The sequence below is a fragment of the Bordetella bronchialis genome (assembly GCF_001676705.1).
GTDB classification, from domain to species: domain Bacteria; phylum Pseudomonadota; class Gammaproteobacteria; order Burkholderiales; family Burkholderiaceae_B; genus Bordetella_C; species Bordetella_C bronchialis.
In genome coordinates this window covers 4,594,543-4,619,300 of sequence record NZ_CP016170.1, presented here as the reverse complement: position 1 = coordinate 4,619,300, position 24,758 = coordinate 4,594,543, and the positions used below count along the sequence as shown (strand labels likewise).

Annotated in this window: 21 protein-coding genes; 13 read left to right on the top strand and 8 right to left on the bottom strand. The window is 67.7% G+C overall.

Annotation, left to right across the window (positions count from 1 at the left end; genetic code table 11):
• The first annotated feature begins 4 nt into the window (after positions 1-4).
• From BAU06_RS20345 to BAU06_RS20330, 4 genes are all read left to right on the top strand, one after another.
• Complete coding sequence (locus tag BAU06_RS20345; protein WP_066354440.1) at positions 5-724, top strand: VOC family protein; 720 nt, start codon at positions 5-7, stop codon at positions 722-724.
• Positions 725-962: 238 nt separating this feature from the next.
• Positions 963-1,667: a GntR family transcriptional regulator gene (locus tag BAU06_RS20340; RefSeq protein WP_066354432.1), complete on the top strand. Its 705-nt coding sequence runs from the start codon at positions 963-965 to the stop codon at positions 1,665-1,667.
• 18 nt (positions 1,668-1,685) lie between these two features.
• On the top strand, positions 1,686-2,708 hold the full coding sequence (locus tag BAU06_RS20335; protein WP_082988369.1) for a tripartite tricarboxylate transporter substrate binding protein: 1,023 nt from the start codon (positions 1,686-1,688) through the stop codon (positions 2,706-2,708).
• A gap of 2 nt (positions 2,709-2,710) precedes the next feature.
• Positions 2,711-4,405, top strand: coding sequence for a thiamine pyrophosphate-binding protein (locus tag BAU06_RS20330; protein WP_066354428.1), 1,695 nt, complete (start codon positions 2,711-2,713; stop codon positions 4,403-4,405).
• Here BAU06_RS20330 and BAU06_RS20325 read toward each other — a convergent pair.
• Both BAU06_RS20325 and BAU06_RS20320 read right to left on the bottom strand, forming a co-directional pair.
• Entirely contained in the window at positions 4,386-4,952 is a 567-nt protein-coding gene (locus BAU06_RS20325; RefSeq protein WP_066354422.1) for a cysteine dioxygenase family protein, read from the bottom strand. The genes BAU06_RS20330 and BAU06_RS20325 overlap by 20 nt on opposite strands.
• 176 nt (positions 4,953-5,128) lie before the next feature.
• A complete protein-coding gene (locus tag BAU06_RS20320) occupies positions 5,129-7,435 on the bottom strand; it encodes a molybdopterin-dependent oxidoreductase (protein WP_066354419.1) in 2,307 nt (768 codons plus the stop codon).
• A gap of 93 nt (positions 7,436-7,528) precedes the next feature.
• Here BAU06_RS20320 and BAU06_RS20315 point away from each other — a divergent pair, with 93 nt between their 5' ends.
• Both BAU06_RS20315 and BAU06_RS20310 read left to right on the top strand, forming a co-directional pair.
• Positions 7,529-7,987 (top strand): Lrp/AsnC family transcriptional regulator, encoded by a 459-nt coding sequence (locus BAU06_RS20315; protein ID WP_066354418.1) that lies wholly within the window; start codon positions 7,529-7,531, stop codon positions 7,985-7,987.
• Positions 7,988-8,143: 156 nt separating this feature from the next.
• On the top strand, positions 8,144-8,785 hold the full coding sequence (locus BAU06_RS20310; RefSeq protein ID WP_197509344.1) for a gamma-glutamylcyclotransferase: 642 nt from the start codon (positions 8,144-8,146) through the stop codon (positions 8,783-8,785).
• A 3-nt stretch (positions 8,786-8,788) separates the two neighbouring features.
• Here the strand turns inward: BAU06_RS20310 and pagP are convergent, their stop codons facing one another.
• The 4 genes from pagP to BAU06_RS20290 all read right to left on the bottom strand — a co-directional run bounded on the left by pagP (position 8,789) and on the right by BAU06_RS20290 (position 12,477).
• A complete protein-coding gene (pagP, locus tag BAU06_RS20305) occupies positions 8,789-9,364 on the bottom strand; it encodes a lipid IV(A) palmitoyltransferase PagP (protein WP_082988368.1) in 576 nt (191 codons plus the stop codon).
• An 88-nt stretch (positions 9,365-9,452) separates the two neighbouring features.
• Positions 9,453-10,925, bottom strand: a complete 1,473-nt coding sequence (mgtE, locus tag BAU06_RS20300) for a magnesium transporter (protein ID WP_066354405.1) — start codon at positions 10,923-10,925, stop codon at positions 9,453-9,455.
• Between the two features lie 13 nt (positions 10,926-10,938).
• The gene (locus BAU06_RS20295) at positions 10,939-11,349 is read right to left on the bottom strand and encodes an acyl-CoA thioesterase (RefSeq protein ID WP_066354404.1); all 411 of its coding nucleotides are present in this window, start codon (positions 11,347-11,349) and stop codon (positions 10,939-10,941) included.
• 75 nt (positions 11,350-11,424) lie between these two features.
• Positions 11,425-12,477: a YeiH family protein gene (locus BAU06_RS20290; protein WP_066354401.1), complete on the bottom strand. Its 1,053-nt coding sequence runs from the start codon at positions 12,475-12,477 to the stop codon at positions 11,425-11,427.
• Between the two features lie 226 nt (positions 12,478-12,703).
• Here BAU06_RS20290 and BAU06_RS20285 point away from each other — a divergent pair, with 226 nt between their 5' ends.
• Positions 12,704-13,576: a LysR family transcriptional regulator gene (locus BAU06_RS20285; RefSeq protein ID WP_066354396.1), complete on the top strand. Its 873-nt coding sequence runs from the start codon at positions 12,704-12,706 to the stop codon at positions 13,574-13,576.
• 23 nt (positions 13,577-13,599) lie between these two features.
• Here BAU06_RS20285 and BAU06_RS20280 read toward each other — a convergent pair whose 3' ends face one another.
• Entirely contained in the window at positions 13,600-14,817 is a 1,218-nt protein-coding gene (locus tag BAU06_RS20280) for a M20 aminoacylase family protein (RefSeq protein WP_066354387.1), read from the bottom strand.
• Positions 14,818-14,974: 157 nt separating this feature from the next.
• Between BAU06_RS20280 and BAU06_RS20275 the strand changes: the two genes are divergently transcribed.
• Positions 14,975-16,678, top strand: coding sequence for an AMP-binding protein (locus BAU06_RS20275; RefSeq protein ID WP_066354384.1), 1,704 nt, complete (start codon positions 14,975-14,977; stop codon positions 16,676-16,678).
• A 56-nt stretch (positions 16,679-16,734) separates the two neighbouring features.
• Here the strand turns inward: BAU06_RS20275 and BAU06_RS20270 are convergent, their stop codons facing one another.
• The gene (locus tag BAU06_RS20270) at positions 16,735-17,613 is read right to left on the bottom strand and encodes an inositol monophosphatase family protein (RefSeq protein WP_066354382.1); all 879 of its coding nucleotides are present in this window, start codon (positions 17,611-17,613) and stop codon (positions 16,735-16,737) included.
• Between the two features lie 113 nt (positions 17,614-17,726).
• Between BAU06_RS20270 and mnmC the strand changes: the two genes are divergently transcribed.
• From mnmC to BAU06_RS20245, 5 genes are all read left to right on the top strand, one after another.
• Positions 17,727-19,598 (top strand): bifunctional tRNA (5-methylaminomethyl-2-thiouridine)(34)-methyltransferase MnmC2/FAD-dependent 5-carboxymethylaminomethyl-2-thiouridine(34) oxidoreductase MnmC1, encoded by a 1,872-nt coding sequence (mnmC, locus tag BAU06_RS20265; RefSeq protein ID WP_066354379.1) that lies wholly within the window; start codon positions 17,727-17,729, stop codon positions 19,596-19,598.
• A 248-nt stretch (positions 19,599-19,846) separates the two neighbouring features.
• Entirely contained in the window at positions 19,847-22,069 is a 2,223-nt protein-coding gene (locus BAU06_RS20260) for a glycoside hydrolase family 31 protein (RefSeq protein WP_066354377.1), read from the top strand.
• Positions 22,070-22,211: 142 nt separating this feature from the next.
• Positions 22,212-23,279 (top strand): methionine ABC transporter ATP-binding protein, encoded by a 1,068-nt coding sequence (locus BAU06_RS20255; RefSeq protein ID WP_066354375.1) that lies wholly within the window; start codon positions 22,212-22,214, stop codon positions 23,277-23,279.
• On the top strand, positions 23,257-23,913 hold the full coding sequence (locus BAU06_RS20250; protein WP_066354373.1) for a methionine ABC transporter permease: 657 nt from the start codon (positions 23,257-23,259) through the stop codon (positions 23,911-23,913). The genes BAU06_RS20255 and BAU06_RS20250 overlap by 23 nt, the downstream gene beginning before the upstream one ends.
• A 29-nt stretch (positions 23,914-23,942) precedes the next feature.
• Positions 23,943-24,743, top strand: coding sequence for a MetQ/NlpA family ABC transporter substrate-binding protein (locus BAU06_RS20245; protein WP_066354367.1), 801 nt, complete (start codon positions 23,943-23,945; stop codon positions 24,741-24,743).
• The last annotated feature ends 15 nt before the right edge of the window (positions 24,744-24,758 follow it).

Here is a 24,758-nt window from a genome sequence, read left to right as displayed (position 1 = left end):
CGCGATGACGGCGGCCGCCACGGCGACGGAACTGGACCACGCGGTCATCATGGTGCGGGACCGCCTGGAACAGGCGGCGCCGCACTTCGAGCGCCAGGGCTACACCCTTAGCGAGACCGAAGTCCACAACCTGGGTTCGTGGAACCGCCTGATCGTGCTCGAGCATTCCTATGTCGAGCTGCTGGGATGGCCGCCGGGCAAGCCGCCGGCCCGCAAGGAAATCGCCGATTCGCCTCTGGGGCTGGAGGCCCTGGTCCTGCGCACCGAAGACGCCGAGGCCACCTACGAAAGGCTGCGGGCCGCCGGTTACGCCGTGAATCCCGTGCAGGTACTGACGCGTCCGGCCAAAGTCGCCGGACAGGTCATGGAAGCGCGCTTTCATACGGTTCGTTTCGCCGAACAACCCATACCCGGCATCCGGCTTTACTTCTGCCGGCACCTGACGCCGGCATGCGTATGGCAGCCGGCGCTCATGAAGCACGCCAACGGCGCGCGCGCCGTTGCAGAGGTCGCCGCCCACGGACGCGATCCCGCGGCGCTGGCCGCCCGCTTCGCCGACGTGGCCGACGTCGTGGCGCAGCCGGCGGAAGGCGGCGAATGGATCGTCCCGCTGGGCCACGCGCGGCTGCGCATACGGCCGTCGGCCGGGCAGGGCGACGGCCTGGATACGCTGACGCTGGTGGACCGCGACGGTCGCGCCAGCGTGCTCGACACCGGCTTCTGAACGCCGGCCGGTCCGGCCGGATGCCCGGCCGGATGCCCACGCCCTCTTGTTGCGCCGCCGCCGCGCCGCGCGTGCGATGGGCCCGACTCCGCTTGTCCCGGCATCCTGGCCCGAAACTCCGACGAAGAAATCCCGGCCCGAGACCCCCGGGCGGAACCGCGCGCACCGCTGCGGGTAAACACGGGTGCGCACAGAACTGCATACACTTTAGTATGCAATTTCCTGTGGAGAGCATCGCATGGCATTGCCCCGACAATCCGCCCGCACGTCCGCCGGCCTGGCCGAACTGTATGACGCCGTCAAGACCATGGCCGTCCGGTTCGATTTCAAGCCCGGCCAGCGCATCAACGAGGTGGAACTGGCGCGGCAACTCAACGTCAGCCGCACGCCTTTGCGCGAGGTACTGAACCAATTGATGGTGGAGGGCTTCGTCACCCGCGCCGTCAATCGCGGTTTCATCGGCCGGCCGCTGGATGCCAAGCAGATCCACAGCCTTTATGAATTCCGCGCGGTGCTGGAATGCGGCATCGTGCGTGCCGCCTGCGAGCGCGCGACGGACGCGCAGCTGGACGCCTTGCAGGCCGCCGTCGAAGCGTCGCGCGACGTCCCCGAAGACACCGACGCCGTGCGCCTGCTGGCGCTGGACGAGCAATTCCATATGTCGCTCGCACGGTTGACGGGCAACGAAGAGTTCGTGCGCAGCCTGGAAAGCGTCAATGCGCGCATTCACTTCGTTCGCTGGATCGACATGCAGCAAGGGCGGCGCAGCCATACGCAGGCCGAACACCTGCGCATCGTGCAGGCGCTGAAGGCGCGCGACGATGCCCTGTTGCAGGAACTGGTGTCGCGCCATATCGGCCGGCGCCTGGACCAGATCACCGACGTCATCCGTACGGGCTTTTCGACGATCTATATGCGGGACCAGCTCGAAGACAAGGCCTGACAACCACAAGGGGAAATCATGATCGCCAAGCCATACCAAACCGTTTCCGCCCGGCCCCTGCGCCGGCGCCTGGCCGTGGCCGCCGCGCTATGCGCGCTGGCCGTCGGGGCGATAGGTGTCGCGCCCGCGGCCCGGGCCGCCGACGAAAAGCCGCTGATCCTGGTCGTGCCTTATCCGCCCGGCGGCAGCACCGACATCCTGGCGCGCATCCTGCAGCCCAAACTGTCCGAGCGCATGCATGGCCGATCGGTCATCGTGGAAAACCGCGCCGGCGCGGCCAGCCAGATCGCCACCGCCTTCGTCGCGCGCTCCGCGCCCGATGGCAATACCCTGCTGGTCAGCTTCGACAACCACGCCATCAACCCGGCCGCCAAGACCAACCTGCCCTACGACACTTTCAAGGACTTCGTCGGGATCAGCCAGACCGTGCGTTTCCCGCTGGTGATCGGCGCCAATCCCGGCGTGCCGGGCGATACCCTGAGCGCCTTCTTCGACGCGGCCCGCAAGAATCCGCGCAAGCAATACAACTTCGCTTCCACGGGCGTCGGTTCGCTGAACCACCTGGCGCCCGAGCAGCTCAAGCGCCTGTCGGGCGTCGATCTGCTGCACGTGCCCTATGGCGGCGGCGGTCCGGCCGTGCAGGCCGTGGTGGGCGGCCAGGCCGACATGACGTGGCTGAGCTACGCGGCCCTGCGTGGGCAGATCCAGGCCGGCAAGATCAAGCCCCTGGCCGTCGCCGGCGAGAAGCGCCTGCCCGACCTGCCCAAGGTGCCCACCGTGGCGGAATCCGGCTTCCCGGGCTTCGAGGCCTATTCCTGGAGCGGCATGTTCGCGCCGGCCAAGACTCCACCGGCCACGGTCAAGGCGTTGACCGCCGACTTCCAGGCGGTGCTGGCCGACCCCGAGGTGCGCCGCAAACTGACCGAAGCCGGTTTCGAGGTCATCGGCTCCGACGGCCCGGCGCTGGACGCCTACGTCCAGCGCGAATACCAGCGCTGGGACCAGTTCATCAAGACCAATCACATCAATCTGGAAAACTGAAAATGGATCAACTGACCGGCGCCGAAGCCATGGTGCGCATGCTCCAGGCCTATGGGGTGGAACATATTTTCGGCCTGTGCGGGGATACCAGCCTGCCTTTCTACGACGCGCTGTACCGCCTGGATCATGGCATGCGGCACGTGCTGACGCGCGACGAGCGCAGCGCGGGCTATATGGCCGACGCCTACGCCCGCGTCAGCGGCAAGGTGGGCGTCTGCGAAGGTCCCAGCGGCGGTGGCGCCACCTATCTGCTGCCGGGGCTGGTGGAAGCCAACGAGTCCTCCATCCCGGTGCTGGGTATCACGTCGGATGTGGCGGTCGGGTCGCGCGGCCGCTATCCCTTGACCGAGCTGGACCAGGAAGCGCTCTATCGGCCGCTGACCAAGTGGAACCGCACCATAGACCGCGCAGACCAGATTCCCGGCATGGTGCGCGCCGCCTTCCGCGCGATGACCGGCGGCAAGCCGGGCGCGGCCCACCTGTGCTTTCCGTATGACGTGATGAAGCAGAAAGTGGATGCCGCCGATATCTGGGCCCAGCCCGAGCATGGCCGCTTCCCCGCCATGCGCTACGCGCCGGACCCGGCCGACATCGCGCGGGCGGCCGGGCTGCTGGCGCAGGCCCGCACGCCGGTCATCCTGTGCGGCGGCGGCGTGGTCATCGCCGGCGCCTGCGAGGCGCTGCGCACGCTGGCCGAATCCCTGAAGGCCGCCGTGTGCGTCACGGTCAGCGGGCAGGGCAGCCTGGCCGACACGCATCCCTTGAATGCCGGGGTGGTGGGCTCCAACGGCGGCGTGCTGGCCACGCGCGACGTGGTGGCCGCCGCCGACGTGGTGCTATTCGTGGGCTGCCGCGCGGGATCGACCTCCACCGAGCACTGGCGCTTCCCCAGCCGCGATACGACCATCCTGCACATCGACATCGATCCCATGGTCGTGGGCGCGAACTACCGTACCGAAGTGGGCATGGTCGGCGATGCCCGCCTGGCGCTGGAGGCCCTGAACGCGGAGGTCGCGGCGCGCCTGGCGCATCGACCGGCCGGCGCCACCGACGGCGCGGTGCTGGCGGGCAAGGCCCGCGCCGCCCGTGCCGCGCAACTGGAGTCCCTGGCGTCGTCCACGGAGCGCCCCATCCGGCCCGAGCGCGTCGTCAAGACGCTCAATCGCCTGCTGCCGGACGATGCGGTCGTCTGCGCGGACCCCGGCACGCCATGCCCGTATTTTTCCGCCTACTACGATGCCGCGCGCCCGGGCCGGCATTTCATTACCAATCGTGCCCATGGGGCGCTGGGCTATTCGCTGTCGGCCGCCTTCGGCGCATGGTTCGGCCGTCCCCAGTCCAAATGCGTGGCCGTCATGGGAGACGGCAGCTTCGGGTTCACGGTCGGCGAACTGGAAACCATCGTCCGCCACAAGGCCCCGCTGCTGATGGTGGTGTTCTCGAATTCCGTCTACGGGTGGATCAAGGCCAGCCAGAAGGCCGGCTACGACCAGCGCTACTACAGCGTGGACTTCGACCGTACCGACCATGCCCGCGTGGCCGAGGCCTATGGCGTAAAAGCATGGCGGGTGGAGGATCCCGCGCAGCTGGAGTCCGCGCTGCGCGCGGCGATGGAGCACGATGGCCCGGCGCTGGTGGACGTGCTGGCCCAGCCGCTGCAGGATGCCGCCGCGCCGGTCAGTCAGTGGATGGGCTAGGCGGCAGGCCCACGGCAGGCATGCAGGCCACGACATGGTTCACGCCCGTGGCGATGGCCTGCTCGTCGACGCCATACACATGCAGCGACACGGCGACGTCGGTGCCCGCATTGCCCAGCTGGTGGATCTGGCCCAGGCCGGGGGCCGCGGTCACGATATCGCCCGGCAGACGCCGTACGCGCTGTCGCGGGCGCGCGCACTGCGCCGCGGCGTCCCAGTCATGGAGGGTTTCCGTGAGCTCGCCGCGCACGACCTGGTAGGCGCACCACGTCCGGTGTCCATGGACCGGGCTGAACTGGCCGGAAGGCCAGACCAGGTAAACGACCGTGAAATGCCCCTGCGGGTCCGCATAGGCGACGTGCCGGGAATAGCCGTCGCGCGGCGCGGCGAGCGCATCCGGGCATACGGCGTCCAGCGCGCCGCCGGCATCCGCGCCGGCCACGCCGCGGGCCAGGGCGCCCAGCAGCCCTTCGCCGGAAAGGTGGCGGGCCGCGAGAATCGAATCGCAGAGGGGCGCGAGCGCGGGCGGCGGGGAACGGTGTTGCATAATTTCATCCCGGTCGGATCTTGTATTGCATCCTAACGGGATATCCGCGCAAAAAAATTGCTCAATAAGCGCCACGGGCTCCCGATATTGGAAGAAGCTTGCCGTCTTTCGGGGGACGATGTCGGACGCTCCATCCGGGTACCGCTGACCGATGCCGTGTCGGCCGGGCGCGCCCTTCACGCATCCGGGGCCACGGGTACTTCGTAGGCCCGCAACGATGGCAGGGCGCCGGTCCAGGGTTCGATGTCCACCAGCGTGGACAGCGCGCTGCTACCCTGCGCAAGGCGGGATGTGCCGATGTCCGGCGTCAGCACATTGGGGTTGCCATGCCGTTCCAGCGTGGCGTCATCGGCGTCGAACCACGCCCCCGTGGACATCACCAGGACGCCGCGCATGACGCCCGCATCCAGGACGGCGCCGGCCAGGCAGGCGCCGCGCGCATTATGGATACGCACCGGTTCGCCGTCGCCTATGCCGCGCGCGGCCGCGTCGTCGGGATGTATGCGCACCGGCTCGCGTCCGTGGATTTTGCGGGCGCCGGCCAGGCGCGCCGGGTCCAGCTGCGAATGCAGGCGGCGCGCGGGCTGGCTGCTGATCAGGTGTAGCGGGCTATGGCGCGCGGCGTCCGCCCCCAGCCATTCCGCCGGTGGCAGCCAGGCCGGATGGCCGGGGCAATCCTCGTAGCCGAAGCCGGCGATGCGCTCGGAATACAGCTCGATGCGGCCGGACGGCGTGTGCAGGCGGTGCGCCAGCGGATCGCGCCGGAAGTCCTCGAACAGCACGAAGTCGCGGTCCGGCGCGGGCAAGGCCAGGTATCCCTGGCGCCAGAACGCCTCGAAGTCGGGCGCTGGCGGCAGGGCCGGGTCTTGCGCCCAGCGCGCGCGCATGCCGGCGTACATATGCGCCAGCCATTGCCGTGCGTCCCGGCCTTCCGTGTAGGCGGCCTCGTAGCCGCCCAGGGCCGCCAGTTCGCGGTAGATCTCGTAGTCATCCCGGCTCTGTCCCTGCGGCGGCAAGGCGCGATGCATGGCGAACACATAGCGGTCGCGCGAGGAGGCCCCGATGTCCTCGCGCTCCAGGGTGGTGGTCGTGGGCAGGACGATGTCGGCGCGCCGGGCCGTGGGCGTCCACCAGGTCTCGTGGACCACGATGGTCTCGGGCCGTTGCCATGCCGCGTGCAGCCGGTTCAGGTCCTGATGGTGATGGAAGGGATTGCCGCCTGCCCAGTAGACCAGGCGCACATCCGGATAACGGTATTCCTTGCCGTTGAACGGGTAGGTTGCGCCGGGATGCAGCAGCATGTCGGCGATACGGGCCACCGGTATCGAGCGGCCCGCGGGGTTCCTGCCTTCGTGGAACTCCGGCACGGCCGCGTCGATGCGCGGATTGCCGGCGCTGTTGATGGACCCCAGCCCGAAGCTGAAGCCGCCGCCCGGCAGGCCGATCTGGCCGAGCATGGCGGCCAGAGCAATGCAGGCCCAATACGGTTGCTCGCCGTGATGCGCGCGCTGCAGCGACCACGTGCAGTTCACCAGCGAACGGCAGGCGGCGGCGTCGCGCGCCAGCCGGCGTATCGTGTCCGCCGGCACGCCGCAGATGGCGGCCGCCCACTCGGCCGTCTTCGGCTGCCCGTCTTCCGCGCCGCGCAGGTAGGCGGCATAGCGTTCGAACCCGTGGCAGTAGCGGGACAGGAAGGCGGCATCGTGGCGCCCGTCCTCCAGCAGCACATGGGCCATCCCTATCATCAAGGCCGCATCGGTATTGGGCCGTATGGGTATCCATTCCGCGGCGATGTCGGCGGGCATGTCCCCGCGCGACGGCGAGATGACGACAATACGCGCCCCCGCCGCCACCGTGCGGCGCAGCCCGTCGCGCGCCGTATGCGCGCCGGCGCCGCCGGCGATGACCTGGGCGTTGCGCAGCGGCATGCCGCCGAATGCCAGGATCAGGCGGGTGTGGGCGGCCACGCTGTTCCAGTCCGTGACCTTGCCGGTCAGCGGCTGCCACGTGCCGATGACGTGCGGCAGCAGGAATTGCGCGGCGCCCCAGCTGTAGTTGCCGACCTGGTCGGTGCAGCCGCCGCCTGCGTACAGGAAGCGCCGCGTCTGGCTCATGGCATTGTGGAAGCGGCCCGCGGACGCCCACCCATAGGATCCACCGAAGATCGCCTCCGCGCCGTGTCGGGCCCGCACGCGCGCCAGTTCTTCATGCACGAGCTTCAAGGCCACGTCCCAGCCGACCTCCACATAGCGGTCGCTGCCCCGGCCCGTCCCCGTCCCGCGGCGGCGCAACCAGCCCTCGCGTACCGCCGGCCGCGCGACGCGCAGCGGGGAGTGCACCATTTCGGGCATGGTGTGGATCATGGGCGACGGATCGGGATCGTGCGGGAAGGGCTCGCAGGCGACCAGCCTGCCGTCGCGCACCACGGCGGTATAGGCGCCCCAGTGCGACAGCGTGGGATAGCGTTGGACGTTCGGCGGCATGATCCCGGTGGTTTAACACAAAGCGCCGGGGGCGCCCCGATGGACGCGGCGGAAGGGAACAGGCAAGATGGCGCCCGTTGCGGAGGAAAACCGATGGATCAGACCGATATCAAGATCCTGAGCCTATTGCAGAAAGACGCCGGCTGTTCGGTCGCGGAAGTCGCCGAACAGGTCAATCTGTCGGTGACCCCGTGCTGGCGGCGCATCCAGAAATTGAAGGAGGACGGCGTCATCGCCCGCAACGCCGTGCTCCTGGACCCGGTTGCCCTGGGGCTCAAGCTGACGGTATTCGTCTCCATCAAGACCAGCCAGCACAGCGCCAAGTGGACGCGCCGCCTGATCGACGCGGTGCAGGCACTGCCCAATGTGGTCGAGTTCCACCGCATGGCGGGCGACATCGACTACCTGTTGAAGGTCATGGTCGAGGACATGGCCGCCTACGACCGCTTCTACCGCCGCCTGATCGAGGCCGTGGACCTGCTGGATGTCAGCGCCAGTTTTTCCATGGAAGTGATCAAAAGCACGACCGAGCTGCCCCTGGACGGGCTCTAGCCCGCGGCGGAGAAAAAGCTTTCCGTTGTGGCTGCACAACGAGAATGCAATTTTTATTTCAGGCGATTCCTGGACCGTTATCTAGCAACGTTTTTTCCCTGGCGGGGGCGTACGATCCTCATCGTTCCATTTCTTACGCCGATAGAGATCATCCGTATGTCCGCGGTTCTGTCCGACGAGCCCGCCGCGCCTCTCCAGGGCGCGTGCCCTGTCGACGGAATGCGCGCGGACGCCGCCGCGCCGCTGCCGGACGACTTTCCGGGGGCGTGGAACGGCACCGACGATCTCTGGGTCTTCGCTTACGGCTCGCTGATCTGGCGGCCCGGCTTCGCCTGGCAGGAACGCAGGCTGGCCAGCATCCACGGCTATCACCGTTCGCTGTGCCTGTGGTCGCGCCATCATCGCGGCTCGGACCAGGCGCCTGGCCTGGTGTTCGGCCTGGACCGCGGCGGCTGCTGCCGCGGCGTGGTGTTCCGCATTGCCGCGGCCGACGTCCCGGTCACCGTCCGCGCCCTGTGGGAGCGCGAAATGATAGGCGGCGCCTACACGCCCCGGTGGCTGACCTGCCATAGCGAGCAGGGCCCCGTCAGTGGGCTGGCCTTCCTGCTGAATCGCGCCTGCGCCGACTATGCCGGGGACGTGGCGGAGGAAAGGCGGCTGGATATCATCCGCACCGCCGTCGGGCGCTCCGGCGCCTGCCTGGAATATGTGCTGGAGACCGAGCGCGCGCTGCGCGCCCACGGTATCAGCGATTGCCGGCTGGGCGAACTGGTCCGCCGGCTGCTTCCGGCATTCTGAACGTCAGAACGTCCACTTCCCGAACATGAACAGCACATTGCCGTTGCCTTTCCCGCCAGGGATATAGGTGGCGTAGAAGGTTGCCTTGTCGTAGCCGACGGAGACCAGCGGCAATATCCCGGGGAAGGGGATGTAGTGCAGGATGTCCTGGCGCGCCGTCAGGAAGACGGTGTAGCCGGCGCCGAAGCGCCAGTCCTGTCCCAGGCGGCCGATCTTTTGATAGCCATAGCCCGCGATGGGCTCCACGTGGCCATGCGAGTCCAGGAAGGCCATGCCATACAGGCCCTGCCAATCGCCGTCTTCGTCATAGATGCCCTTGCCCCAGCCGCCGCCCCAGCTTTCCTCGCGGAACGATTTGATCTTGTCGGCGGAATAGGCCGCGCGGTTGTGCCAGGCATAGCCGGTCAGGTATAGCTCGTCGTTGCCCTGGTTCCATATCTGGTCCAGGCGGGCGCAGGCGCCTTGGGCCCAGGAGGGCAGGTTGTCGCAGGCTTGGGCCGTGAAAGGCAGGGCGGCGGCGCCGGCCAGGACGGTGGCGGCGCAGGCACGCCGGGCGGCGTGGGCGGTAGAACGCTTCATTGCGGGGGCGGGTGGTTGATGACCGCAGTGTGACACCGCCGGAGCGTTGAAAGTGCCCGCCACAGGGGTACTTCCCGGCAAAATATTGCTACAGCAGGAAGATCGTCGCCAGTCCCAGGAAAATGAAGAAACCCAGCGAATCGGTGGCGAAGGTCAGCAGCACCGAGGAGCCGATGGCCGGATCCTTGCCGAAGCGGTCGCGCACCATGGGTACCAGTACGCCGACCGACGCGCCCACCAGCATGTTGCAGATCATCGCCGCCATCATCACCAGGGCGATGGAAACCGAACCGGAGATTGCCCAGGCGAACACGGCGGCCACCACGCTGCCGCACAATCCCACCAGGAGGGTCACCAGCAATTCCCGCTTGACCAGTTGCCACAGGTTGCGGCCGGTGATGCGGCCTACCGCCAGGGCGCGGATGATCATGGTCATCGTCTGGTTGCCCGAATTGCCGCCGATGCCCGCCACGATGGACATCAGGAAAGCCAGGATGACGATGTGGCTGACCGTGCCTTCGAAGCGCGAGGCCACGAAAGACGCCGTGGCGGCCGTACACAGGTTGAACAGCAGCCAGGGCGCGCGGTTGCGCAGGGCCATCGCCACGGGCGCGAAGATGTCTTCTTCCTGCAGGCCGGCGCGCGACAAGGCCTGTTCCTGCGAGTCCTCGCGGATGACGTCGACCACGTCGGCGATGGTCACGCGCCCGATCAGGCGGCCCTGGTCGTCCACCACGGGGGCGGACACCAGGTCGTAGCGTTCGAAGGCGCCGGCCGCGTCGGCATCCGAGTCCAACGCCGCCAGCGTCAGGTAGTCCGTGGTCATCACGTCGCGGACGGCGGTGTCGGGCTCGCTGACCAGCAATGTCGACAATGGCAGGATGCCTTGTAGCTTGTCCTGCCGGTCGACCACGAAAATCTGGTCGGTGTGGTCGGGCAGTTCATGCAGCCGGCGCAGATAGCGCAGCACGACCTCCAGCGAAACGTCCTCGCGCACGCGCACCATCTCGAAATCCATGATGGCCCCGACGCTGTCCTCGGGGTAGCCCATGGCTTCGAGCAACTGTGCCCGTTCTTCTTCCGTCAGCCCTTTCTGTACTTCGGCCACCACGTCGGCCGGCAGGTCCGGCGCCAGGTCGGCCAGTTCGTCGGCGTCCAGGTGTTCCGTCGCGGCGACCAGGTCCTGCCGGTCCATCGCTTCGATCAGCGATTCGCGGACCCAGTCCTCCACTTCGAGCAGGACATCGGCATCGTGTTCGGCGCTGACCAGCTTCCAGACGGCCTGCCGTTCGTCCTTGGGCAGCGATTCCAGGATGAAGGCGATATCCGCCGGGTGCAGGCCATCGACCAGCGCCTTCAATTCGGCTTCATGCTGGCGCTGCACCAGCTGTTCGACCAGGTCCTGGCGCTGGTCGCCTTCTTCCTGGCGGTGCACCAGGCTGGCCACCAGCTCCTGGCGGCGCAGGAGTTCCTGCACTTCCGCCAATGCGTGCTGCGCGTCTTCCGGGTCCAGGCGGCGAGGCGCGCCCGCCGGCTTCTGCGGGATGTCGACTTCGGTCATAGGCGACGGTCCGTCATAGCGCGGGCAGGGGCCGGCTGCGGCGGGCGTCGTCCGTCGCGACATACACCAGGGTGGCCTCCGTGACCTTCACGACTTCGGCGTCCAGCCGCTGGCGCTGGGCATAGACTTCCACCGACACGGTGACCGAGGTGGTCCCGGTCTTGACGACGTCGGCATAGAAGCTAAGCAGATCGCCGACGAAAACCGGTTGCTTGAAAAGGAAACTGTTGACCGCGATGGTGGCGACGCGGCCCGCGGCGCGGCGCGCCGCCGGGATGGAGCCCGCGATATCGACCTGGGCCATGATCCAGCCGCCGAATACGTCGCCATGCACGTTCGCGTCGGCCGGCATGGGCAGCACGCGCAGGACCGGGTCGCGGTTCGCGGGCAAGCTGACGAAGGGCGAGTTTTTACTGGCGGTCATGGGCCGGCTCCTGTCGGACAACCGGCCGATTATGCAGGAAATTCGTCCCCCCCGCGTGTCACGGAGGACAGGCGTTCAGCCGAGCAGTTTTACCAGGCCGTAGCCGCCGAAAATCAGCCACAGGTACAGGATGAAGCCCAGCGCCAGCACCCGCGGGCCGGCCTTGCGGATCTGGCTGAAGCGCGTTTCGATGCCCAGCGCCGTCATCGCCATGGTCAGGGCGAACACGTCCAGCTTGCGCAATTGCGCGACGACGTCCGCGGGAACGATGTTCAACGAATTGACCATGGCCAGTGCCAGGAAGCCCACGGCGAACCACGGGATGGGCAGGCGCGCGCCGCCGGCATGGCCGCCCTGGGCCTTGGCGCCGGCCGCGCGGCGCAGCCACAGCCCCAGGACCAGCAGCACCGGCACCAGCAGGGCCACGCGTGTCATCTTCACGATGGTGGCGACTTCGGTCGTGGCCGGATCCACATTGCTGGCGGCGCCCACGACCTGGGCGACCTCGTGGATGGTCCCGCCGATATAGATGCCCAGATGCTGGGTATCGAAATTCAGCCAGCCGGCGTGATAGAAGACCGGGTAAAGGAACATCGAAAGCGTACCGAACAGCACCACCGTGGCCACCGCGACCGCGCTTTTGTGCGGCTGGGCGCGCAGCGTGGGTTCGAAGGCCAGCACGGCGGCCGCGCCGCAGATGGCGCTGCCCGCCGACGTCAGCATGGCGGTGTCCCGATCCAGGCCCAGCAGACGCTGGCCGACCAGGGTGCCGATGGCCAGCGTGCCAACCACTACCGCGATGGAGACCGCCAGGCCCGGCAGCCCCACCGCGGCGATCTGCTGGATGCTGATGTTCAAGCCATAGAAGGCCACGGCGATGCGCAACAGCCGGCGCGCGGCGAAATTGACGCCCGCGCTCCAGTCATGCGGCATCGTGCCGCGCAGGAAGTTGCCATACAGCATGCCGCACACGATGCCGACCACCAGGGGCGAGAACCCCAGGCCTTTCAGGAAGGGCAGGTTGGCGAGTTGGATGACGGCGGCGGACAACAGGCCGACGAAGAACACACCGTTCAGTTTGTCGCGCCAGGGGGTGGCCAAGGGCAGGCCGGCAGTAGTCGTATTCATGATGCAGGGCTTTCCGGGAGCCGGCGGCGACAGGAACACCCGTCCTGTTATGACTGCGCTTCCGGCTCTAATAACCAGGAGTAATGTTATGGCTGCGGGTTCTATTTGAAAAATTGTTATGTCGGATGTCTAATATCCGGAAACCCGATATCGGGCGTCACGCGCGCGCGGGGGCGGCGGCGCGCCCGCGTCCGACGCCCGCAATCCCCAGGAAGCTGCCTCCGTCATGACTCCCGAACAATTGCTGACCTTCGCCTACGTCGCCGAGGCAGGCAACATCAGCCGCGCGGCGGAACTGCTGCATTTGTCGCAGCCCGCGGTGTCGGGACAATTGCGCGCCCTGCAGGAATGGTTCGGGGAACCGTTGTACCGCCGCAGCGGGCACGGCATCGCGCTGACCTCGGCCGGCGAACGGCTGGTGGAGCATGCGCGCCAGTTGCGGCATGCCTATGCCCAGGCGCGCGGGGTCCGCGACGCATGGCGCGGGATCGCGTCGGGGTCGCTCCAGCTGGGCGCCAGCACGACGCCCGCCAGCTATGTGCTGCCGGCGCTGGTCGCCGCCTTCCGCGCCCGCTACCCCGCGGTCACGCTACAGCTGTCGGACGGCAATACGCGGGAGATCGTCCAACGACTGCCGCAGCTGGACATGGCCTTCATCGAAGGCGACATTCCGCCGGGCTTGCCGGCCGATACCGCCGTCTACGAGTGGCGTGCCGACGAGGTGGTGGCCGTGGTGCCTGCCGACCACGAACTGGCCCGGCGCGGCAGCGCCACCCTGGCGGAACTGGCCGCCTATTCGCTGGTCATGCGCGAACAGGGCTCCGGCGTCAGGGGACTGGTCGAACGCGCCTTCCAGGGGCAAGGCCTGACGCCCGACGTCGCGCTGGAGCTCGCCGGCGTGGAAGGCGTCAAGCAGGCCGTGCGCGCCGGCCTGGGCATCGGTTTCGTCTCCATCATGTCCATGCGGCACGAGGACGGCGCGCTGGTCGCGCTGCGCGTGGGGGCCGCGGGCCTGACCCGCACCCTGAGCATCCTGCTGCCGCACGCCTCGGCGCCGGCGCGCGCGGCCTCGCTCTTTCTGGAGATGTGCCGCGCCTAGCGTGCCGTCCGCGGTATCGCACGCTAGCGGGCGGCAGCGCGGGTTTCGTGCCGGGCCAGGCGCGCCAGCGCCAGGCGTACCCAATAGGTCGCGCCCAGCCCCAGCAGTTCGTCGTTGAAGTCGTAGCTGCCGTTGTGCAGCATGCAGGGCCCCAGGCCATGGCCCGCCGTGCGGTGATCGCCCCAGCCGTTGCCTATCCATACATAGCAGCCGGGTATTTCCTGCAGCATGAAGGCGAAATCCTCCGCGCCCATCGACGGCTGCACGTGGTCGTTTACGTTGTCCGGGCCGACCAGCTCGCGCAATACGTCGGCGCATATCGCCGCTTCGGCGCGATGGTTGATCGTCGGGGGATAGTGCCGCTGGAAGTCGAAATCCACTTCGCAGGCCAGCGCCGCGCAGGTATGTACCGAGATATCCCGCATGCGCTGTTCGATCAGGTCCAGCGATTCCATCGTGAAGGTGCGCACGGTCCCCCGCATGACGGCTTGCGTGGGGACCACATTGTCGGCGCTGCCGGCGTGGATCTGCGTGATGCTCAGTACCGCGGCATCCAGCGGATTGCGATTGCGGGTGATGATGGTCTGCAGCGATTGCGCCAGTTGCACGGCCGTCATCACCGGGTCCACGCCAAGATGGGGCATGCCGGCATGCGAGCCCTTCCCGGTGATCGTGATCTTGAAATCGTTGCTGGACGCCATGATGGGGCCGTCGGTCAGGCCGAAGGCGCCTTGCGCCATGCCCGGCCAGTTGTGCATGCCGAAGACCGCTTCCATGGGAAATTCACGGAACAGGCCATCGTCGATCATGCGCTTGGCGCCGCCGCCGTGTTCCTCCGCCGGCTGGAAAATGACATGGACGATCCCGTTGAAATCGCGGTGTTGCGCCAGATAGCGCGCGGCGCCCAGCAGCATGGTCGTGTGCCCGTCGTGGCCGCATGCGTGCATCTTGCCGGGATGGCGGCTGGCATGGGGGAAAGTGTTGACTTCCTGCATGGGCAGGGCGTCCATGTCCGCGCGCAGGCCGATGGCCCGGCTGCCCCCGCCGCTGCCCCGTATGGTTCCCACCACGCCCGTGCCGCCCAGGCCGCGGCGCACTTCTATGCCCCATTCCTGCAGCTTGTCGGCCACGATGTCGGCGGTCCGGAATTCCTCGAAGCACAGTTCCGGATGGGCATGGAGGTCGCGCCGGATGGCGGCCAGCTCCGCTTGCCAGGCGACGATGGGTTCTAGCAGTTTCATGGGGCACCGTTGTGTTGCGCGCCCGCGCGGGCGCGGCAAAATATAGGGCAGGCCGCAGGGCCGGGAACATACCGCGGACGCCGGACAGGCCGGCAAGGCGGCTGGACGATTGAGCGTATCATCAAACCCGGCCTTTATTAAATTGGAGACAACTACCATGCAGCGTCCATGGCTGGCCGAATACCCCGCCGGCGTTCCCGCGGAGGTTTCCGCCGACGGCTATGTCTCGCTGGTCGACCTGCTGGACCGCGCCTGCGAACGCTACGCCAGCCGGGTCGCCTGCACCGCCATGGGCACTGACATCCGCTACGAGACCCTGGACCGTCACGCCCGGCATTTCGCCGGTTGGCTGCAGTCGCTGGGCCTGGAGCGGGGCAGCCGCGTCGCCCTGATGCTGCCGAACGTGCCCGCCTATCTGGCATGCATGCTGGGGACGCTGCGCGCCGGCCATGTGGTGGTGAACGTCAATCCGCTGTACAAGCCGGCCGAACTGCAGCGCCAGTTGCTCGATAGCGGCGCCCGCGTCATCGTCATCCTGGAGAATTTCGCGCATACCTTGCAGGATGTCGCCGACCGCGGCGATCTGGCGCATATCGTCGTCACCGGCGTCGGCGATCTGCTGGGTGGCGTCAAGGAAACGGTCGTCAATCTGGCGGCGCGGCATGTGAAAAAGGCCGTGCCGCAGTGGCGCATCGAGCAGGCGCGGCCCCTGACGCGGGTGCTGGCGGCGGGCCGCCGCCATGGGTTCGAGCCACCGGTCCTGTCCATGGACGATCTGGCCGTCCTGCAATACACCGGCGGCACGACCGGCACGCCCAAGGGCGCCATGCTCACGCATCGCAACCTCGCCATCAACGTCCTGCAGACCGAGGCCGTGGCATGGCCCGCCCTGCACGACGTGGCCGGACAGCTGACGATCATCAGCGCCTTGCCGCTGTATCACGTCTTCGCGATGACGGTATGCGGGCTGTATGGCATGCATGCCGGCATGCGCAACCTGCTGATTCTGAATCCGCGCGACCAGCCGGCGTTGATCAAGGCCTGGCGCGACGAGCCGGTGCATATCTTTCCGGGCGTCAATACGCTGTTCAACGCGCTGGCCAACAATCCGGGCTTTGCCGCGCTGGATTTCTCCCAGCTGCGGCTGACCTTCGGCGGCGGCATGGCGGTGCAGGGGCCCGTGGCGGAGCGCTGGCGCGCCATGACGGGGCGTCCCATCATCGAAGGCTACGGCCTGTCCGAAACCGCGCCGGTGGCCACGGTCAACCCGACCAACACACTGGAATTCTCCGGCTCCATCGGCTTGCCGGTGCCATCCACCGACGTGGCCATCCTGGACGACCACGGCAACGCCGTGCCGGAGGGCGAACGGGGAGAAGTCTGCATCAAGGGCCCGCAGGTCATGCGCGGCTATTGGGAACGCCCGGAGGAAACCCGCCAGGCCATGACGGCGGACGGCTATTTCCGCACCGGCGATATCGGCACCATGGACCAGCGCGGCTACATACGCATCGTCGACCGCAAGAAAGACATGATCACCGTGTCCGGGTTCAAGGTCTATCCCAATGAGGTCGAGGAAGTCATCAGCGCCCATCCCGAAGTGCTGGAAGTGGCCGCGATCGGCGTGGAAGACGAACGTTCGGGCGAGGTCGTCAAGGTCTTCATCGTGCCCCGGAGCGCGGCCCTGTCCCAGGCGGAAGTCAACGCATGGTGCCGGGAGAAACTCACCAATTACAAATGCCCGCGCGAGGTCGAGTTCCGCGCCGAACTGCCCAAAAGCAATGTCGGCAAGATCCTGCGGCGCGAGCTGCGCGAGCAGCCCGCCAAGGCGCGCGAGAAGCGCACGCCGGTCACGCCCTGAGTCGTCTCCCGGGTCGGCGCGCGCGCCGGGACGCGCCGTCCCCGCCTGCCGCCGGCTCAGCTGCCCGGCTTGCGGGTCAGGTGCGGCGCGATCATGTCTTTCAGCGCGGCCGCCACGGTCTGGTTCCCCGAGACGACGTAGCCCCCGATGGGCCAGCTTTCCTTGCCGTACATGTCTTCGGCCACGCCCCCGGCCTCGCGCACGATGACCGTGCCGGCGGCCACGTCCCAAGGCGCCAGGCCCATTTCCCAGTAGCCGTCGTAGCGGCCCGCGGCGGTCCAGGCCAGGTCCAGCGCGGCCGCGCCCAGGCGGCGCACGCCACGGGTGCGGTTGATGGCGTCATGCAAGGTGGGCATGTACTGCTGCGCGAAGGAAAAATCGCGGAAGGGAAATCCGGTCGCCAGGACTGCGTCGTCCAGCGTCTGGGTGCGCGAGCAGGCGATGCGGTGGCCGTTGAGCCACGCGCCCACGCCATGGATGGCGTTGAAGAGTTCCTCGCGGCAGGGATCGTAGACGACGCCCACCACCGGGGTGTCCACCGCGAGGGGGCCGTCGGCGTCCACGCGCGTGCCGGCATGCGCGATCAAGGCAATGGACACCGCGTAATGCGGTATGCCGTGCAGGAAATTCGTCGTGCCGTCCAGCGGGTCGATATACCAGGTGGCCTCGCCTTCGACCTTGCCGCCGGTTTCCTCGGCCACGATGCCGAATTGCGGGGTGCGTTCGCGCAATTCCTGGATGACGGCCGCTTCCGCTTCGCGGTCCGCCTGCGAGACCAGGTCATTGCGGGCCTTGCGGTCGATGACCAGGTCGGCGCGATGATGGGCATACGACTGCAGAATGGCGGCGCCGGCGTGGGCCGCATTGACGGCGGCGTCCAGGGCCGCGCACAGGTCCAGGGGCGCTTGGTGGGTGGATGGCGCGGAGGTTTGCATGCTTGTCTGGCGATAATCAGGGTTTGGCCGGGGCGGGGCGCGGCAGGCGGGCGCGACACGCGCCCCATGGCCCGATTCTACGCCGCGCATTGAATCCAGACGTCGTATCGACCATGTTCGAGTCCTCCAGTGTTGCTTATCGGCCGTTGGTTCCGGCAGAGCCCGCCATCGACGCCCGGGGCGTCCCGTACAGCCGCGAGTATGGCGACGTGTACCACGCCGCCGACGGCGCGTGGGCGCAGGCCCGCCATGTATTCCTGCAGGGAAACGGCTTGCCTGGGCGCTGGGCAGGCAAACAGCGCTTCACGGTGTGTGAAACGGGCTTCGGCCTGGGCGTGAGCTTCCTGGCACTATGGCAGGCCTGGCGCGAGGACCCGCGGCGCCCGCGCCGCCTGCATATGGTGTCCTTCGAGGCCCATCCCTTGCGGCGCGAAGACCTGGCCGGCATGCTGCGCCGTCATGCGGCCGACGCTGCCCTGGACGGCCTGGCCCAGGCCTTGATCGCGCAATGGCCACCCGTGCTGCCCGGCGTCCACCGGCTGGAATTCGAAGGCGGCGCCGTTACCCTGACGCTGGGTTTCGGCGATGCCCGGACGCTGGTTCCGGCCCTGGAGTTCGCCGCCGACGCATTCTTCCTGGACGGCTTCGCGCCCGCCCGCAATCCGGAAATGTGGACGCCCGCGCTGATGCGGGCGCTGGCAGCGCACGCATTGCCCGGCGCCACGGCGGCCACCTGGTGCAGCGCGGGCGCGGTGCGGCGGGCGTTGCAGGAAGCCGGCTTCACCGTAGCAAAACGGCCCGGGTTCGCCGGCAAAACCCACATGACGGTGGCGGTTCATCCCGGCGTATGCACGGCGCCCGATGCGCCGCCGGCCGATGTGGCCGTGGTGGGTGGCGGGATCGCGGGCGCGGCGATCGCCCAGGCGCTCGGCCTGCGCGGTATCCCGGTGACCGTGTTCGACCCGCTCGGCGATTCGTCCGCGCATGGCGGCCACGCTGCCGCCGCCCTGACACCGCTGGTCGCCCGCGATGACAATGTCCGGGCGCGCCTGTCGCGTGCCGGTAGCCAGCGCGCCTGGTCGCGTTGGGGCGCGCTGCCGGGGGACGCGCGTCCTTGGCGCTGCGGGACACTGCAGCTCTCGCGCGACGCCGGACGCGCGGCGGATGCGGCTTCGGTCCTGCGGGCGCTGGCCTTTCCGGCTTCGTGGGTGCAAGCGGTCGACGCGGCGCAGGCCGCCGTAATCGCCGGCCTGCCGCTGTCGCGCGGCGGGCTTTATTTCGCGGCCGGAATGCGGGTACGGCCGCATGCGCTGATCCAGGCACTGCTCGCCACGCCGGGCATCCGGCGCATGCCGGCCCGTATCGCGCGCGTCGCGCATCGAGACGGCGCCTGGCGCCTGTACGCGGATACCGGCCGGGAGGCGGGACAGGCGGCCATCGTCATACTGGCCAACGCGCTGGGGGCGCGCGACGTCCTGGATGCGAGCGGGCTGCTCGGGCCCTTGCCGCGCGTGGCGCAGATGCATGCCCTCGCGGGTGAGGTCACCCTCTTGCCCGCCGGCGACCTGGGCGGCGGCCCGCGCTGCATCGTAGGCGGAGAGGGCTATCTGCTGCCTGCCGTGGACGGCTGGTGCGTGGCGGGCAGCACGTATGTCCACGGCGCTGCGGAAAGCCAGGTGAGCGCGGCGGGGCAGGAGGTCAATATCGCCAAGGCCGCGGGCTTGCTGGGGGATCCCGGCCTGCCGGCATCCGTGCGGGCGGCGGCGGGCACCTTGCCGGGATGGGCGGGGTGGCGCGCGGTGATGCCCGGCCGCCTGCCGGCGATCGGGCCCTTGTCCCATGCGCCCGGGATTTACCTCGCCACGGGGTACGCGTCGCGGGGGTTGAGCTGGGCGGCGTTGGCTGCGGACGTCATCGCGGCGCGGCTTTGCGGCGAGCCGGCCATCCTGGAATCCGACCTGTTGGCGGCCGTGGCGCCGCGTTGACGGCGGCCGGGGTAGGCGGGCAATTGCGGGAAGTTGATGGTTTTTAGGGATCGGATCGAGTCGACCGGCGGGGATCCCGGCTGCCGCCGGCCCGGTGGGTGAGCAGCCGCTTCGGTCGCAGCCATTGCGGATCGGACCTGTCGTGGGGCACCCCCGCGAGCCGCAAATCCAATGCCGAGTTTATTTCAGCGGCCAAATCCGTCAAAATAGCGCCTTTTGGTGCTTTTTGGCTAAGCGGGGGATGCTCGGTGCCGCCCAAGTTCGATTTTGCGCATACTAATCAACTCGAAAGTATCGAGTTGTTGACTGCCCGCCCCAGCCGAATCGATTTCGACACGGGCGACGGTTTGCGTTTCGTAGTCGAGCCGCACGCGCCGGGTGTTTTCCGGATCCGTTGTGGCCAGCCCCACGCGCTGGCGGACGAAAAGCCCAGCCCGCGGGAAAAGGCCATCGCGGAAATGCTGCTCGCGCGCCAGGAAGCCGTCGGCGAGGCCACCATCGTGCCGCGTGACGCTGGCGGCTGGCGCATTGTCCAGGGCGACACCGCCCTGGAGGTATTGACGGACCCGGTGCGCATCGCGCTGTTCAAGGGCGATGAGCAGGTGTTCGCCTCCGACGATTCCGAGCATGCACCCGGCTTCGGCCACAATGCGCTGGATGAGCCCGACGAGGCCGTCTGGACGGCCAGCTTCGCGCTGGACGCATCCGCACGCATCTACGGTCTGGGCGAAACGCCCGGAGACCTCAACCGCCGCGACGAGCACGTCGTGTCGGACGACCCGGAACACCGTGCCTTGCCCCTGGCATGGAGCCCCAACGGCTGGGGCGTCTACGTGAATACCGTGCGTCGCGTGCAGCATGCCCTGGGCGCCGATCCGGCCGCCGACGCGTATGTCGTCACCGTGGATGGCGCGTTGCTGGACGTCTTTCTGTTCGTCGGCGAACCGGGGGAGATCCTCAATCAATACACGGCCCTTACCGGCCGCGCCGGCCAGCCCGTGCTGTGGGCCATGGGCGTCTGGCTGCGCCAGGCGGAAGGCGAAATGGCCACCCAGACCACCGCGCTGGTCGAACGCATGCGCGCGCAGGAACTGCCGCTGGACGCGGTCCAGCTGGCCCCGCCGGCCGCCTGGGCTTTCCAGGCCGACAAGCCCCAGCTCGAATGGGACGCCGCCCGCTTTCCGGATGCGCGGCAGTTGTTCGCCCTGTTCCACAAACACCACGTGCACGTCTGCGCGCCGGGTTTTCCCGGCATCCCGCGCCACACTCCGCTGTTCGAGGAACTCGAAGACCGCGGCTGGCTGCTGACGCGCGACGACGGCCACGCCCAGGTTTTCGACGGCAACGCCGTCTCCAACGGGCAGCCTTTCGGCCTGCTCGACCTGACCAATCGCGACGTCTATTCACTGTGGGCGGAACGCCAGCGGCAACTGATCGAAGACGGGCTCGATGCGCCGGCGTGCGACATCCAACTGGCCATTCCGGACGGCATCACCGCCCGTGGCGGCGAATCCGGACCGGCCTTGCGCACCATTTATCCGCTGCTCGCGCGGCGCGCGCTGTTCGATGCCGTTGCCGGCCATAAGGTGCCGCCCGAGGGCGTGGTGCCCAGTACCGACCTGTTCCCGGCCGCCCAGCGCCTGCCCTGGCAGAACGGCCCGCGCGTCAGCAACGATTGGCAGGGCCTGCAGCACACCCTGCGCACGGCCTTGTCCATCGGCGCCAGCGGCCTGCCGGTCCAGCTCCATGCCATCGGCAATGCCGCGGCGCCCACCGACGCCATGACGCCGGAACTCTATCTGCGCTGGCTGACCTTCGGCGTGTTCTCGTCCAACTTCGTGTTCGAAGGCGTGGACAAGCTCTTGCCCTGGTCCTTTGGCGAAGAAACGCTCGCGCACGCCAGGACCTGGCTGCAATGGCGCTATCGCCTGATTCCCTATGTGCTGGGCGCCGTGGAAGACGCCGTGCGCACGGGCCTGCCCGTGCAGCGCTCCATGGCCATGGCGTTTCCGAACGATGCCGCCGCGCACGACTGGGACTTGCAATACCTGCTGGGGCCGGCGCTGCTGGTGGCGCCCATCGTGCAGCCCGGCAACGAGGTCCGCGTCTATCTGCCCAAGGGGGAAGCCTGGTGGGACCTGAATACCGGGCATCGCTACGAAGGCGGCTCGGTGTGGACGGTCACCTGCGACCTGGGCCAGTACCCTGTGTTCGGGCGCGAGGGCCACATGCTGTGCCTGGGGCCGGCCGCGCATCACACCGGCGAATTCAATTCCGCCCGCATCCTGGATGAAGTCTGGATGTTCGGCATGCCCATGCACAACCCCGTGGTCATGCGCAACAAGATCCGCGTCATGCAGATGCAGGGATCCAGCTACATCAAGGGCCTGGAAGGGCTGCGCATCCTTCCTTCCGAAGGCCTGGAAGTCAAGCGCCGGGGAGCCGAAGTCCGCATTTCCCGCGCTCGCTAAGCGGGGCCTCGCAGGTCCTGGCAATCGCGCCCTGCCGGCATGGCGGGGCGCCATTGCGCGCGATTTATAATCAAAAGTTATAAAGCCGGCACGAAACAGTCGTTCTTCTACTTATCGTGCTCGTTCACAATCTCGTCGCGCCATGATCCACATCAAGAACCTCCACAAGACCTATGCCACGCCGCATGGTCGATTCGAAGCCTTGCGCGGCATTACCCTGCACGTCGCGCAGGGCGAAGTCTTCGGCATCATCGGCCCCAGCGGAGCGGGCAAAAGCACGCTCGTCCAGTGCATCAACCTGCTGGAGCGTCCGGACGAAGGCACGATCTCCATCGGCGATCAATGCCTGACCGGCCTGCCTGAAGAACAGCTGCGCCAGCAGCGGCGCCGCATCGGCATGGTGTTCCAGGGATTCAACCTGCTGTCGCGCCGTACCGTGTACGGCAACGTCGCGCTGCCGCTGGAAATCGCCGGCGTGCCGCGCGCCGACATCCCCGCGCGCGTCCAGCGCCTGTTGAAGCTGGTAGGCCTGGAGCATCTGGCCCATCGCTATCCCGCCCAGATCAGTGGCGGGCAGAAGCAGCGCGTGGGTATCGCCCGGGCGCTGGCCAACGAGCCGGACGTGCTGCTCAGCGACGAAGCGACTTCCGCGCTCGATCCCGAGACCACGCACAATATCCTGACGCTGCTGCGCGACATCAACCGCCAGACCGGCATTACCGTCGTCATGATCACGCACCAGATGGAAGTGGTCCGCGAGGTCTGCGACCGCGTTGCGGTGCTGTCCGAAGGGCAGATCGTCGAAATGGGCAGCGCCGCGGAGATCTTCGCCACGCCGCGCCATGATGTCACCAAGTCCATGGTGTCCGCCGCGACGGCCAGCGACCTGACGGATGCCACCTTGCAGGCGCTGCAAGCCCGCATGCGCGAGGCGGTCGCCGCCCGGCCCGACACCGCCGTCCGCCTGTTGCGGTTGTCACTGGGAGGCAGCCACGGCGCCAGCGAGGTCATCTCGCATTTGTCCCGTCATTTTTCATTGAACGTCAGCCTGATCCAGGCGCGCATCGAGGACGTCCAGGGCGTCGCCGTGGGTACGGCCTTCGTCCTGGTCCAGGGCGCGCCGCAGTCTCTGGACCTGGCATCGACCGACCTGGCGACGCGCGCCGTCGCCGTGCAAGAGCTTGCCCATGAACCCGCAACAACTCATTGACGCCCTCGGTACATCCCTGGTCGAAACGCTATTGATGGTGGGCGTGTCCGGCGCCATCGCGGTGTTGCTGGGAATACCCATAGGGGTGATCCTGGTCGTCACCAGCCGCGGCGGCATGCTGCAGCGCCTGGGCGTGAACCGGGTGCTGGCGGCCGTGGTCAATGCCACGCGCTCGCTGCCCTTCATTATCCTGATGGTCTACATCATTCCCTTTACCCGCCTGGTGGCGCAGACATCCATCGGGACGACCGCGGCCATCGTGCCGCTGTCCGTGGCCGCCATCCCCTTCATGGCGCGCATCGCCGAGAACGCCTTGCGCGAAGTCGACCCCGGCCTCATCACGGCGGCGCGGGCCATGGGGGCGTCGCCCGCGCAGATCATCGCCAAGGTGCTGCTGCCGGAGGCCCTGCCCGGGCTGGTGGCCGGCATCATGGTCACCTTCGTCAGCCTGATCGGCTATTCCGCGATGGCGGGCGTGATCGGCGGCGGCGGCCTGGGCGACCTGGCCATACGGTATGGATACCAGCGTTTCCAATCCGATGTCATGACGGCGGTGGTCGTCGTGCTTATCGTGCTGGTGCAGGTCATGCAAAGCCTGGGCGACTGGGCCGTCCGTCGCATGTCGCATCGTTGAAAACCAGAGTTGAAGGACTCCGCACAATCATGAAGTTCAAATTCATCCAAGCATTGGCCACGCTGGCGATCGCCGCGGGCGTAGGCGTGACCTCCACCGCATCGGCCCAGGGCAAGCCCCTGAAGGTCGGCGTGACCGGCGGTCCGCACGCCGAGATCATGGAGGTCGTGAAGGAACAGGCCGCCAGCCAGGGCCTGACGATCCAGATCGTCGAGTTCTCCGACTACGTGCAACCCAATGTCGCGCTGGCCGCCGGCGACCTGGATGCCAACAGCTATCAGCACCAGCCCTATCTGGACAACGCCAATGCGGACCGCGGCTACAAGCTGGTCAGCATCGCCAAGACCGTGATTTTCCCGATCGGCATCTACAGCAAGAAAGTCAAAAGCCTGGATGCGCTGAAAGAGGGCGCCCGCATCGGCATCCCCAACGATCCGACCAATGGCGGACGCGCCTTGCTGCTGTTGCAGGACAAGGGCCTGATCAAGCTCAAGGCGGGCGTGGGCCTGAAGGCCACGCCGCTGGACATCGCCGAAAACCCGCGCAAGCTGCGCTTCATCGAACTGGATGCCGCGCAACTGCCGCGTTCGCTGGACGATACGGATGCCTCGGCCGTCAACACCAACTTCGCCATGCAGGCGGGCCTGGATCCCAAGCGCGATGCCATCGCGCAGGAATCGCCCGACTCGCCTTATGCGAACGTGCTGGCCGTGCGCGAAAAGGACAAGGACCGCCCCGAATTCGCCAAGCTGGTCGCGGCGTATCACTCGCAGCCCGTGAAGGACTTCATCCTGGCCAAGTATCGCGGCGCCGTGATCGCGGCCTGGTGATCCGCATCGTGCGCA

Excerpts from the sequence above, each read along its gene's own strand:
- BAU06_RS20275 (WP_066354384.1), top strand. The coding sequence starts at position 14,975 with ATGCAGCGTCCATGGCTGGCCGAATACCCCGCCGGCGTTCCCGCGGAG.
- BAU06_RS20310 (WP_197509344.1), top strand. The coding sequence starts at position 8,144 with ATGTCCGCGGTTCTGTCCGACGAGCCCGCCGCGCCTCTCCAGGGCGCG.
- BAU06_RS20270 (WP_066354382.1), bottom strand. The coding sequence starts at position 17,613 with ATGCAAACCTCCGCGCCATCCACCCACCAAGCGCCCCTGGACCTGTGC.
- BAU06_RS20255 (WP_066354375.1), top strand. The coding sequence starts at position 22,212 with ATGATCCACATCAAGAACCTCCACAAGACCTATGCCACGCCGCATGGT.
- BAU06_RS20315 (WP_066354418.1), top strand. The coding sequence starts at position 7,529 with ATGGATCAGACCGATATCAAGATCCTGAGCCTATTGCAGAAAGACGCC.
- BAU06_RS20345 (WP_066354440.1), top strand. The coding sequence starts at position 5 with ATGACGGCGGCCGCCACGGCGACGGAACTGGACCACGCGGTCATCATG.
- BAU06_RS20295 (WP_066354404.1), bottom strand. The coding sequence starts at position 11,349 with ATGACCGCCAGTAAAAACTCGCCCTTCGTCAGCTTGCCCGCGAACCGC.
- BAU06_RS20280 (WP_066354387.1), bottom strand. The coding sequence starts at position 14,817 with ATGAAACTGCTAGAACCCATCGTCGCCTGGCAAGCGGAGCTGGCCGCC.
- BAU06_RS20335 (WP_082988369.1), top strand. The coding sequence starts at position 1,686 with ATGATCGCCAAGCCATACCAAACCGTTTCCGCCCGGCCCCTGCGCCGG.
- BAU06_RS20245 (WP_066354367.1), top strand. The coding sequence starts at position 23,943 with ATGAAGTTCAAATTCATCCAAGCATTGGCCACGCTGGCGATCGCCGCG.
- BAU06_RS20290 (WP_066354401.1), bottom strand. The coding sequence starts at position 12,477 with ATGAATACGACTACTGCCGGCCTGCCCTTGGCCACCCCCTGGCGCGAC.
- BAU06_RS20285 (WP_066354396.1), top strand. The coding sequence starts at position 12,704 with ATGACTCCCGAACAATTGCTGACCTTCGCCTACGTCGCCGAGGCAGGC.
- BAU06_RS20325 (WP_066354422.1), bottom strand. The coding sequence starts at position 4,952 with ATGCAACACCGTTCCCCGCCGCCCGCGCTCGCGCCCCTCTGCGATTCG.
- mgtE (WP_066354405.1), bottom strand. The coding sequence starts at position 10,925 with ATGACCGAAGTCGACATCCCGCAGAAGCCGGCGGGCGCGCCTCGCCGC.
- pagP (WP_082988368.1), bottom strand. The coding sequence starts at position 9,364 with ATGAAGCGTTCTACCGCCCACGCCGCCCGGCGTGCCTGCGCCGCCACC.
- BAU06_RS20330 (WP_066354428.1), top strand. The coding sequence starts at position 2,711 with ATGGATCAACTGACCGGCGCCGAAGCCATGGTGCGCATGCTCCAGGCC.
- BAU06_RS20320 (WP_066354419.1), bottom strand. The coding sequence starts at position 7,435 with ATGCCGCCGAACGTCCAACGCTATCCCACGCTGTCGCACTGGGGCGCC.
- mnmC (WP_066354379.1), top strand. The coding sequence starts at position 17,727 with ATGTTCGAGTCCTCCAGTGTTGCTTATCGGCCGTTGGTTCCGGCAGAG.
- BAU06_RS20250 (WP_066354373.1), top strand. The coding sequence starts at position 23,257 with ATGAACCCGCAACAACTCATTGACGCCCTCGGTACATCCCTGGTCGAA.
- BAU06_RS20340 (WP_066354432.1), top strand. The coding sequence starts at position 963 with ATGGCATTGCCCCGACAATCCGCCCGCACGTCCGCCGGCCTGGCCGAA.